Raw genomic sequence first — 12261 nt, forward strand, 5'->3', positions numbered from 1 at the left:
AATATATTAGGCAATTAATCAAAACCTGATTAATTGCCTATCCTAAGATAGGTCAAAGTATTGTTTTACCCCATCTGTAATCTCGAAAAAGCTGCTTTTAGTGAGGCAATGGTCTGGACTATAAAGGTCATTATCTGTTACAAACCAAGTGGTTTCCCCAAAGCCCTCTGTGCGTACAATTTTATTAGCTATCTCTGCTTTTTTTTCATCGGACACCATAATTACCAGGATGAATTGTTCGCCCGATTCTTTCATGTATTTCTTATAAAAATCAATCTGATATCTTAAAGTCTTCATCCACTTTTCTTCATCACGATGACATATCAAAATGAATGGCAGGTCGGCACCACCAGGTGTACGAAGAATAAACCTAGCTGTTGGGGCTTGTACTTCTTCACCTAAGCGAAACACTGGTGTAAATTCAAAATGCATAAGTTGGAGCTCATGGTTCAATTGAATATACAATTCATTAGCTATAACGTACTTGAATTTATAAGCTAATGTTGTTGCCTTCGCATGTCGCGGATCTCTCGATCCCACGCGTACACCATATTTGTTATTGAGAATGTCTGCCCCACTTGCACCCAGCTCGTATAAGCTGGGACAAGAGGCTTTGGATTTTGAGTGGCTTCTCCAAGTTATCGTGCGTATTAAACCATGTTTGAGCATTTTTTTTATTCTTTTTCTTACTGTGGCTGGTTCATTGTCCTCGAAAAACAAATTACAAATCTGAGTAAACGTTAGCCATCGATGAACAAATAATGTTTTTACGATTAACAAATCTCGATCCGTAATCCAGTTTTGATTGATTAATTTTTCAATGTAATAGTATTGATGCCTAGTGAGAGGAGCCATGCTTTCTACATAAGCAAAGGGATCATCATACGTCGGGTACTTCACCAGGACCTCCTCAGTACGTTCCTGTTGTAATAAAGGTGATACGTTGCCTTCCATTAGCTGACTCCCCCTGACTAGTACACCTCATGCGGGAAATTTGTGATTCTGCTTTTGATTCTTCGCTCTTCTTTTTTGATACTCTTTATAGCTACAGTCACACTTTTTCCTACCAGTGGACCTTCTGGTCTTCTGTCTGGCCACCAGGACAACGTCTCTATACCAGCACGCAACCGAATAAAAACACCTACGTTGGGAACCTCTGCAGTTACAATGCCACTATAGAAATTTCCCACGCCATAATGGGTATGAATTCTTTCCCACGGATCTTCCAACAATTCTTTACGTGATAACTCAACTGTTTTCTTTTTCCTGTTAAATGAAATAATCTTCGCAGTAATCGGTGCACCGAGTGGCAGCTTTTTCAGCATAGAATCGGTCCAGCCGTACTCATAATCCTGAATCTTCATGCGGCAAGTTACACCACTGACATCTATAAACAGTGCTCTATCCTGAAAGCCAGAAACTTTACCATTTACAACATGATCGATCAACTTATCATCGGGAATGTTCCAAAATTCTGTTTCAAGTTCATTCAAAGCCTGAATTCTTGATAGCAGTACAATATTTTTTTCATAATTGAAAACATTAAATTGTTTCGGATCTAGGTTTTGTTTTCTTACATCAAGAACCATAAAATCAACTGTATGGTCAATAAATCCCACAAGAGACCGGTATTTATGTGTATCAAACTGTGATTCATGAATGAGACCCTTCAAGTCATTTTCGAGATCTATAACAGCACACTTCATGCTATGTCCAAAAGGCGAATGTTCTTCAATTGCATTAATTCTTCCCTGCAGTATTTCACCTCTCTTAAGTGCCTTTTCGTACATTGCAAATGGTCTAATATTTAAAAGTTCATTACTCATTTGGAATCCTCCGATGGTTTTAAATAAAGTATAAAGTGTCTGGCACTCTCTTCCTTAATACCTGCTAAAGTCAACTTTTGAAGGCCTTCACAGGTAATATCGATGTGTTTCCTGTTTTTCAAAATGTTTAAGCTGTTCGAATCAGACGGCGAATGATATGGCGTTATGTAAAACCCATTTTTATATAAGAGATCCTCCCTACGGAGAGCAATAGTCATAACACTCGTTTCTGGAATCTCCAGTTCTTGCATTGCATTTCGAATGGCTACATTTTGTGATGACCAATCCCGTAATAGTGATGGGTTACTCATATTCATATGATTTACAATTTTGAAAACAGGAACATGATGATAGGCCATAAGGCAGTTGTTATAAAACCACTCAAGGTTCTTTATTTCTACCTTAGGATGTGTCATTACGAAGTCCAAATCCAAAATTAGTTGATCATTACTCACAACTGTCCCCCTTTCAGCGAAAACGTTAATTAATTAGTTAGTTAACGTTGAAAAAAATTATTCTAACTAATTAATTAGTTAGAATCCTAAAAAAAAGCTATCTAGCTAATTAGCTAGAAAGCGAGAATTAAACAATTAGTATCTTACTACATGCCGTCTAAGAAATGAAGAGTATTTTAAAATAAATTTCTGAACACTTATTTTACAGACCTTGTGTTCTTATGATATATATCAATGGGACTTTCGAATTTGATAAAAAAAGGAGATGGTTCTCCTTTTTTTACGTATTTGGATTCAACATCATGAAAGCTACATTTGTGAACGGTTTGATGTTAGCCTCAAGGCTCATCTTAATCAGATCTTTCGCGCTGTCTTGAAGGTCTTTGCTCGTGTCTCCAGCAACACCTAATCTTAAAGCAGGTATGTAGCCTGTAAGTTTACCATCTAGTTCTTCACTTTCTTCAATAATCATCAAATAGCTTCCGTTTTCCTCAACTGCAATGTTAGGAACGCCCGCTGCACTTATCTCCGAAGTTCCCGATATTGATTTCATTTGACCTAACATATTAAAATCATCCCTCTCATACTCTTATATAAAGTAGATCAATAGTCACAGAAGAGTAGTTCTTCTAGTTCAAATCTAGACGAAGTGTACTATAAATACGACAAGCGGTCAATACTTTTCCATCTTCTTCTTTAAATTAAATTTTATGTCGACATTATAGTATTTTATTCGCTATTATTCGACATATTATATGCTTTTTTTCGACAAAACATTATTTTTTACTAGTTCTCTTCCATAATATTAATTACCATACTAGATAAATTTATTTTTTTCGAATAGGTCTATATACCTATAGTGTATAATAAAGACAATAGTTATATAATTTAGCCTACTATAACTTTAATATGGGGGTACCATGAATACACTTGGAACTTACTTGGAGAAACTAAGAATTTCTTACGGCTATTCCTTACATGCTGCTGCACGTAAATGCGATTTGAGCCACGGATATATTCGTGATGTCGAGAAAGGAGTAAACCGTAACAATTGTAGTCCACTAATTCCCAAACCCATTACCTTAAAGAAATTCGCTCAAGCATACAATGCAGACTTTAATGTACTGATGCACCTGGCAGGATATTCAAGTGATCCGGTTAAGGATGAATTCGAATTTGTAGAGATCGAACTTGACCTGATCAATTACATAAGAGTGAACACTTACAATGAAATCGAGTACCATTTAGACTCGGAAGCGCATCTAGAAAAAAAACCACTCTATGACTACCTTCTGCTAGAAACTAAATTAGAGAAATTTGATTTTCTTCGAATTGAAAGTGGGCTTTTTGTAAACCTTAGACAAATCAAAGATTTACGTTTCCCTGAGAGAAAAATACAATTTGATAATAAGTGTTTAACGCTGACTTGGGTTCAATATACTAAGCATAATAAAATTTTAAAACGAGCATTAGAAAAAAACAGTTCTACAGAAGGACAGGCTCCTATTAACACGTCCACTTTAATACGCAAATTGACTAGCTTTCATTGATTATTTAAGCAATTAACTAATTGATTAGTTATTGTCTATTCAATAGATGTATGTAATAATCAAACTACAGAAATAAATTTGAAAGAGAGTGGTAATTCAATGACCTTTAACAAAGCAAATTACGACATAGATCTTAATCAACCTACTGAAAATTATCTTAAAGAAATTATAATAAACATTCTTCCTACAGGACCAAAACTTATTATGAAAGCTCTATCTAAAGTTGCTACAATGAATAAAGATAGCCTATCTCTTTCGGCTCAAGTACGTCGAGGAGAGTTGAATTATGCTCTCGGATATTTGGAGGCTTTGGGTTTTGTGGGTACTATTCCACATGGAAAATCAGTGCTGTGTACATTAACTCCACTTGGAAGAAAAATATATGATAAATATACTGAAGATTTTGAGATATCTGAAGAAGAATGAGCGGTTAATCCGCTTCATTCTTCTTTTTTTTGTTCCTTTCTTCTACTGCTCTCAGTCTAACTTTATTTGCAATATTTAAAGCAGCATCTCCTACTATCGCTTGATCAAACCCTTCCTTGACTATAGGCTTCTGAATCGTTATATTTTTTTCCTGATCTAAGACTGTGACGCTGTCTTTATTAGAATTACTTGTCTCATGCTCCGTTCCTATAGAACTATTTGTTTCAGATGTCTCAGTTACTTTTTTAGCATCCCATAATGGGTTTCGCTTGCTGCTTTCTATTGTGACCACCTGTTTTTTATCTTCTTTCTTCTTCAATTTTTCAGTTAGGCCGATGGGTTTCTCCAAAGGAGGATCAATTGTTGTTGTCTCCACTATGGGTTCAATAAGCTGCAGGTTTTCTTTCTTGGTCTCATCCTCTGTCCTCTTATTTTTCACCACTTGATTTTCTTGCCCAAGTGGACTGAATAGTACTTGAGGTAGTGGGTAAATTTCAGCAAAAACAGGATCTAACCTTACATTATCTTTAACTCCACGGAAGTAACACTCCACTGGTTCACCCGTTCTCGGGTTATACCCCTTAAGCCTTAAGAAGTCACTCGGATCAACAAGATACCTCTTCTCTTCGCGTACTTGCGTATTAAAACCGGTTGTGGACATTTCATCGGTGCCGCTACTTAATGTTTTCTTGTAATAGTCTGTAAATAATTTGGCATAATAATCTGCATCTTCCACCTCTAAACCAGCTAATACAATCTTCTGCACTGCATTTTGCTTCACCATCGCAGCTAGCCTTCTACTCACATCATTTAGCTGCTCGTTCCCCTGGTGAATAAGCGAAACAAACACTTCATATTCCCTAGCCATTTCTAGAAATGTAGAAAATTCCTCATCACCAAACATTTCAATTTCATCAATTAATAGTGAGTGTGCCTTGAAATTCCTGGTAAGATCCCGTCTAAATGTGCTAGCGCGCAATAAATTCAGATATAATCTACCAACCGTGTAGGTTAGCGTTTGGAGTTTACCAAAGGCAGCGTTAAAAAGAACGATTTCACCATTCTCAAGAACATCATCAATATTAAACGTAGATTTACCGCAGAACATTTTTCGAATATGTGCATTAGACGTTAATTCCAGCATGTAATCATGCAAACTTGAGTATGTCTGCATGGTAAACTCTTTGATTTTTCCATCTGTTCCTATGTTTTTGTGGTATTCATTGAGTAATTGAACCTGATTTAAAAGGTTCTTTTGTTGAAGAACAAATAGCGTATCAGTTCTTAATTCTTCACCAAATGGTTGTATGATCTCATTAAGCTCATCAAACCCACATTCATTTCCATAGGCCAGTTTAAGGGCCTTAATACAAACCCGAAGCAATTGAGTAGATCTAGATTTAAAATACTGTTTTGCCTCGGGACCTAAATGAGCATGAAAAGCTGATATGTTTGCTTCTATCATCAACTCAAAATCTTTTCCTTCTGTAACATATAAAGGATTCAAACAATCAGAATTCTCTGCATCAGGATCTAATCGATAATAATTCCTACCAATTCGATCTAATAAGTTTGCACTTCTTCTGACAAATGTACCCTTAGGTTCTACAATAGTTGTTCCTATTGCATCATTAAAAAAATCCTGAGCTGTCGTTGTCGCCGCAAACAAGGTTTTCCCAGAACCCGTCCCTCCGAGAATTTGGGTATGCTGTGCACGATCTGATTTCTCTAAAACCTGAAGTTGACTCTGTTTGAACAGTGTAGGGACGCTCCAAAAAAGCTCCAGTCTACAATCCTCTGAATAATATCTGAGGTGACTTAAACATCCTCTTTGACTTAAATCTATTTTTGTATTTTCTAAAGCATAGACTGCTTTAGTTCGAGATTCGGTCGTATAAGGAAATAATGAAAACAAACTAAATCTCTCAGGCCTCTGAGCCTTTTCAACGATAGAATGTAGTCTGGCAAACAGCGTATCTTGTAGGCTGCTATGTTTGGAGAGTCGTAAAGTCAAAAAGATCGTAATAGTTAACATAATAAACGTTATGACAATTCCAATACTCGAACCTATAAAAGGTATCAATATTTGTCCTAATGCCAATACCGAGATGGTATTAAGTAGGGTTTGAACAATAGACTTGGCATATATGTTCTTTCGTAAAACTGGACTGTTATAGATCGTATGTCCAAAAAAGCAAACGAGTAATAAAGGTATAGACCTTAAGGTAGCCGGCTCGCGATCAAAAAAGATTATATCCTGGTACCTACCCACCATCCATATAAAAATATAAATGAACAGCGGAAAAAGGAAAACAGCTTGTATAGTCCATTTTGCCTTAGTATTTGCATCATCTCGTATAAATCTGACTAATTGTATATATAAATTCTTCAACACAAAAGAGCTCACATGCAAAATGAGCGAAATCAAACCTCCTATTAACATTCCCACAATCCGCACTAATTCTATCATCCTTTCCAAGTTAGTGTTAAAGCAGACGAAGCTATACTCAAGTATACTGTCTCGCTATCTAACTAATCAATTAATTAATTAGATAACGAGGTTACTCTCGTTTCAAGGAATCTAGCAGATTTAGTGACACCTCAATAGATACTTAACTGGTTCCAAATATAAGCAGTAATTCATACTTACGAAGAGATCAAATCACATCAGATTCAAGTAGATTTCATCAATTTCAATCCGATTACGTACTTTTGGATTGAAATCAACAAAAAAGGAGGCCCCTCTTGGGTGCCTCCTACTTATCTTTCTTAACGAACATTCTAACGAACCATGGTAGTGAGTTAACAATCTCCTGCTGTATTTCTTGTTTTGACTTCTGCTCTTTTTGGATCATAGAGAGTTGTTCCATGACGATCTTGTCACGCGTCTCCACGTCTTCACGCATCTTACTTACCGCTTTATCAAGAATTTCTTGTTGCTCTTCAGAATTAACGGAACTTTGGAGTTGAGTCAAGACATCAGCGATCCCTTCCACCTTTTCTTGCAGCTCATTCATCCGGTCTTCTCCAGGAAGTGCAAGCATCCTCATCTCTTCCATTCGCTTGTCAACGATTCCTGCAATCCATTCACTCATCTTTTGCATCTGTTCCTCAGAAGCACTGGCGAAAGGGTTAACAACTCCACTTTCTTGGCTAGTTCGCCTCTCATCCTCATAATTATCAAGAATCCGAAGACTATCATTAGAGACAATGCCAACCATTTCTGCACATCGGTTGAGCTTAATATTTTGGTGTTTACGAAGCAGAAGTGCCATTTTGAGACGGAAAACAGCTTGATAGTCCATAATCACAGTCCGGCCACTCATTCTCCCCTCAATATAATGGTTCAATTGCTTTTGCCAGCTCCGCATTGTTGACGGCTTACACAAGAAATTGACCGCCTGCTCTTGCGTGCAATACCACCCTTCGAATTCAGTTGTTGTGTAATCTACGGACTCATTCAAGTCCTCTATGTAGTCATCAAACAGTTCATCTAAAAGGTCTGTTTTTGTAATCAACTTATAAAGGGGGTCTTGCTTAAATTCTTGGCTTAGGCGGTCACTCATTTTGCTCATTTCATCCATTATCAGATCACCTCATATTATATTCTACCTCAATCTAATATGATCTGTCACGATTTAAACCACCTCAGAATCTCATATCCTGTATTATTTATCATTACATTTAATTATTTTGATATATTCTATTGAATTATAATTATTTCTGATTAAATCTGATTCAGTATTATTATTTCTGATTTAGATTATATTCCATCAGAACACATCAGATAATTTTCTGATCAAATCTGTTGAAACAATTGGCGTTTGGGTTGAAAACCGCTGCTGCCTCAATGATCTACTTTGTCATAACAACCGAAGGGGGATGTAAAACGGGTATATAAGGGTTTTTAAGCCTTATCATTTGATTAAATGAGAAATCAAAATACATTCAAGGCAAAGCTTTAGAACAAAACCAAGATAGGGGGGAATTGAACAACCTCAGATACAATGCAAAAGTAATCATTCAAGAAGGGAGAAGGGGATAGGAGGTAAATTCTATTTTGGATCTAAACTTAAATCTTAAGAGCTTTGAAGCTAGCCAAGAAGAGGGGAATGATTAACCTTGGTTGAAGATTTTATATAAGGAAAAAATCTAAATTTAACGCTGCGTTACGCAGCGTAACGCAGAACTATACTCGAAAAATACCGTTATATCAACGTTTTTTAACGCAGCGTTATTTCAAAAATAACGCTGCGTTACGCAGAACTATTTTTGAAATAATAAAAAAAGAGGCCCTCTTTGAAGAGGCCTCTACTAGAATTACTTTCTTGGTGGAAAATTTAACTTCAGATCAAATGTATTGTTGTTTTTTTCTTTTTCTTCTGTTTTTGAACCGAAGAGATCAAATTGGTTGCCGAGTGAAGACTTTTCTTTTACAACTTTATCTTCTTGCTTTGTAAACGAGGAGAGATCTAGTGACTTTTTATCGCTTCGTTCAATTCTTTTTTTCTCAAGCTTTTCTTCCTCTTGTTCGATTTCAACTAACATCCGTCTAACCCGATCTGGAAGATTGCTACTTACGGCTGCGGTATATACGATTGCTTTCTTATCTTCTGATATCAACTTGTTCTTACTGGTGATTTTACCCCATATATGATTAGCAATCATGCCAGAATGAGGCTTTTCAGCGCTTTCTATAAAGTCCCCGAATTGCTCTTCTAGCACTTTGAAACTCGAATCAGTAATAATTTCGTTTTTAGGATGAATAACCGCCATAAAACCATTTACAGTATCTAATTCATAATCATAGTCACTGGCTGTCGGAGAATTCGCAAAGGCATCTCTGAATATTTTGTCACTTCTATCAATTTCATTACTATTAGTAATATAACTTTTTCCTATGGATACCCATCCAGGTGAACTAAAAACATCTCTCCATTCGTCCAGGTCAAATGCTTTTGAAGAGGGGAGTGAGGTAAGCATAGTTATTTCATCTAAAAGGGCAGCGAGACTACTATTACCATAATCCATCCAGTTTAAAGGTGTCTCTGTTGTATTACTGTGTACACCCTGAGTCAGATTATAGAGTTTATCGTTGTCTATCAGTACTATTGCACCAATGTCTTCATTTTTAACCAGTTGATCCAGATGTCCTAATCCCCAAAGTGCATTTTTCTTAATACCACGCTTTTCCCAAGATGCTGGTACCGTAATAATTGCACCGAAAGAAGGCTTACCATTAAACGGTTTTCTAATTTTAGCAAGGTTACTACAAATCATTGGAATAGCAGCATTACCTGTTCCGCCTCCCATGCCACCTACTACAAATACATGATCTGCATCAATAACATCCTCATGCTGTAGGACATTCACAATGGCTTCACTATTATCATAGATGGCAGCTTGTCCTCTCTCAATGTCTTTTGCTGCTCCACCGTAGCCTTCCAACTTGATGATCCGGTCACTATTTTTAGCTATGGCTTTTAAGTCAAGTAAGTCGGATTCCGAAGTGTTAATCACAAACACGGAGTGCCCTAATCTCGCTTCCTCATCACCTTGTCGTCCTCCATATTGACCACAGCAGATAAAGCAAAGCTTCAGCGTACGATTTGTTACATCATCTCTTCGAACAAAACCTTCTAGAGTAATAAAGCCTAAATTTGTGTATTCAATTGCCACGATTAATTACCTCCTTGATAAAGTTTATATATAAATTCTGCTAGTTGCGGACCTCTAGTCCTGTCCGGGATATATCTCTTTTTCCGTTTGTCTCTATTATCAATATCAACTTCAACGAATCCAGTGATTTCAAAAATGAGAAGAGCTTTCTCCATGATATATCGCTCATGAGATTGGAGGAGTTCAGTCCACATAATCCCTGTCTCTTTTCTATTCCATATTTCTGAAAACACGGCAAGCATATCATGAGAAAACCGACTTGATACTAATTCAAGTAAATCTTCAGGGTATAACACCTCATTATTCACCTTTTCTTTCACCCCCAATTTAACGCTGCGTTAATTCCAATATAGTTCTGCGTTACGCGACCTTATCTAGTTATTCCCTTATACATCAAGGGTTTTATGTACATCAAACTAGTTCAGCGTTACGCTGCGTTACGCGACCTTACCAACATTATCCGTTCTATTTGTCACACTGTCAAGAAAGAGAAGCCTTCGTCTATCAAAATACGTTACCTATATTAGAAAAGCAGATCAAGTGACTAAGAAAAGTCGTTACCCTATATTTCTGAGTAAAAGAACTCGTTCCTGGATGCTCATCAACTGCTGGGGGGGGGGACGTAGGGAGCAAGCGCCGACGAATTCACGCATGTAAGTATTTGTTTGTTCCAATATTAGCAGGAAAGAGCCTGGCCATGCAGCACTAACCAGCCACCACCTCACAACTATTACTTGATGGGCTGTACTTCCTAATCCCCTTACATAAGCAACAATATAGATATCTGTTTCAATCTGTATCAGATTTCATCAGAAAATATCCTTCTAACCAATCCCATTTGAAGTTTAAGTCTTTTCATTTATACAACCAGCATGACTTTTTACTCTCCTGGGATATAACGCTTTCTTCATGTTCTAGAATTCATATCTTGTAGGATCTGTACATCCTAAAAGAAAATACCGGTTGCTGTTTCAGAACCCGATCAACCTATATCTAATAATTTGAAACAGCGACGAACAGGAGTGAATGTATATAAGAAAAATAGATATATTTGTATGCTTGTTTTTATATGCACATCTATGTGCATTTTATATGTTGTTTTATCCGCGATTTTACAAAGGATTTTATATGAATGTATACTGTTGGTAAAAAATGATTAAAAATATGCCTAATTCCTTTTACAACAAAGGATTGCTATGATTTAAAAAACGCGACTAATGCCGAAAAAATAGTTTTATTCAAAACTGCGGCATTTTTACTACAGCCATTATCACATGTTAAATCCAAGAGAAGGAGATACATACTTTTGAAGAACCTACCTAATCGAGAGACTAATGAAAAGCAAGCCGATTATTCTTTAGGCCAGACTATTGATTTACTATCTCAAATGGACTGGACATTTCTGATTGATCTTTACAAATGCCGATGTATGGAGCAAGAATACATTTCGCAACTGTACTTTAATGAGAGACCAGAGGAATATTACAAAAACTACCTAGAAGCAGATGAAGAAACGAAACTTGAAATTGAGGATCAGAACAATAAACGCTTGCAGGCTCAAATGGCTCGTCTGAAGAGAAAGCTAAAAAGCAGAGGACTTATCGAGACGACAAGTGTAAATCCGGATGCTTTGAATAAACCTAGTTCCTCTCGTGGATCGATTCACGGTAAGACTTGGATATATCTGACGTTAAGAGGACTGAGGATTGTTGAGAAACGTCTAGACATACCTGACGAGGCGAAGCTTTCAAAAATTGAAGTAGACATGGAGAGGGCTAAGAAAGAGCATTTCTGGGAAATTGCTAAATTATACTTAGAATTGAAATATAAAATTTTTAGCGGCGATATGAAGCTGGTTCAATTTGATGAGTGGGACTGGTATCCAAGCGAAACGGTAGCTAGCGATAACGAAACACTCATTATCAGGCCGGACGCTATTCTTAAACTAGAAAACCAACTGTTTTATATTGAGTTAGATAGATCCACAGAGCCCGTTTATAGATCACCCTTTTTTAGCGAACAAGTGTCCATTCAAAATAAACTGAAGCGATACTATGATGTCATGAGATTATCGACCAACGAGCTAATTAGGGAAGGGTACATCGCTATTGTCATCCCAACCGCTAAATACGAAACCCGTCTACAAAACATTCGGAAAGCAGCAGATTATATTTTCCAACAGGCAGGGAAGATATTTCAGAATTCGTCAAAGGTAATCGTGAGCAAAAATATCCAGGATATCTTAATTAACTACGCTGATTTAAATAGCCCCCTGGAAAACCCTGAGTCCTAAAATCTGTTTAATTATGAATTACTAAAAAAAAT

The 12261-nt window shown here is 36.7% G+C and carries 11 protein-coding genes; 3 read left to right on the forward strand and 8 right to left on the reverse strand.

What is annotated here, in order from left to right:
* Nucleotides 1-42: 42 nt before the first annotated feature.
* The 4 genes from ACWGXJ_RS25980 to ACWGXJ_RS25995 form a co-directional block, all read right to left on the reverse strand.
* Nucleotides 43-954 (reverse strand): replication-relaxation family protein, encoded by a 912-nt coding sequence (locus ACWGXJ_RS25980; protein WP_452568077.1) that lies wholly within the window; start codon nt 952-954, stop codon nt 43-45.
* A gap of 17 nt (nt 955-971) precedes the next feature.
* Nucleotides 972-1826, reverse strand: coding sequence for a 30S ribosomal protein S1 (locus ACWGXJ_RS25985; protein WP_452568078.1), 855 nt, complete (start codon nt 1824-1826; stop codon nt 972-974).
* Nucleotides 1823-2281, reverse strand: coding sequence for a hypothetical protein (locus ACWGXJ_RS25990; RefSeq protein ID WP_452568079.1), 459 nt, complete (start codon nt 2279-2281; stop codon nt 1823-1825). The genes ACWGXJ_RS25985 and ACWGXJ_RS25990 overlap by 4 nt, the downstream gene beginning before the upstream one ends.
* 280 nt (nt 2282-2561) lie before the next feature.
* Nucleotides 2562-2846, reverse strand: coding sequence for a hypothetical protein (locus ACWGXJ_RS25995; RefSeq protein ID WP_452568080.1), 285 nt, complete (start codon nt 2844-2846; stop codon nt 2562-2564).
* A gap of 355 nt (nt 2847-3201) precedes the next feature.
* On the opposite strand from ACWGXJ_RS25995, the gene ACWGXJ_RS26000 reads away from it, so the two are divergent.
* A complete protein-coding gene (locus tag ACWGXJ_RS26000; RefSeq protein ID WP_452568081.1) occupies nt 3202-3831 on the forward strand; it encodes a helix-turn-helix domain-containing protein in 630 nt (209 codons plus the stop codon).
* A 99-nt stretch (nt 3832-3930) separates the two neighbouring features.
* Nucleotides 3931-4257 (forward strand): hypothetical protein, encoded by a 327-nt coding sequence (locus ACWGXJ_RS26005; protein WP_254348843.1) that lies wholly within the window; start codon nt 3931-3933, stop codon nt 4255-4257.
* 4 nt (nt 4258-4261) lie between these two features.
* Here ACWGXJ_RS26005 and ACWGXJ_RS26010 read toward each other — a convergent pair whose 3' ends face one another.
* The 4 genes from ACWGXJ_RS26010 to ACWGXJ_RS26025 form a co-directional block, all read right to left on the reverse strand.
* Nucleotides 4262-6715: a type IV secretory system conjugative DNA transfer family protein gene (locus ACWGXJ_RS26010; RefSeq protein WP_452568082.1), complete on the reverse strand. Its 2454-nt coding sequence runs from the start codon at nt 6713-6715 to the stop codon at nt 4262-4264.
* Between the two features lie 298 nt (nt 6716-7013).
* The gene (locus ACWGXJ_RS26015; RefSeq protein ID WP_254348841.1) at nt 7014-7841 is read right to left on the reverse strand and encodes a hypothetical protein; all 828 of its coding nucleotides are present in this window, start codon (nt 7839-7841) and stop codon (nt 7014-7016) included.
* Nucleotides 7842-8577: 736 nt separating this feature from the next.
* Nucleotides 8578-9936: an FtsZ/tubulin family protein gene (locus ACWGXJ_RS26020; protein ID WP_258297734.1), complete on the reverse strand. Its 1359-nt coding sequence runs from the start codon at nt 9934-9936 to the stop codon at nt 8578-8580.
* A 2-nt stretch (nt 9937-9938) separates the two neighbouring features.
* The gene (locus tag ACWGXJ_RS26025; protein WP_254348839.1) at nt 9939-10244 is read right to left on the reverse strand and encodes a hypothetical protein; all 306 of its coding nucleotides are present in this window, start codon (nt 10242-10244) and stop codon (nt 9939-9941) included.
* Nucleotides 10245-11242: 998 nt separating this feature from the next.
* Between ACWGXJ_RS26025 and ACWGXJ_RS26030 the strand changes: the two genes are divergently transcribed.
* Nucleotides 11243-12229, forward strand: coding sequence for a replication-relaxation family protein (locus tag ACWGXJ_RS26030; protein ID WP_452568083.1), 987 nt, complete (start codon nt 11243-11245; stop codon nt 12227-12229).
* The last annotated feature ends 32 nt before the right edge of the window (nt 12230-12261 follow it).

The sequence above is a fragment of the Paenibacillus sp. S33 genome (genome assembly GCF_053615415.1).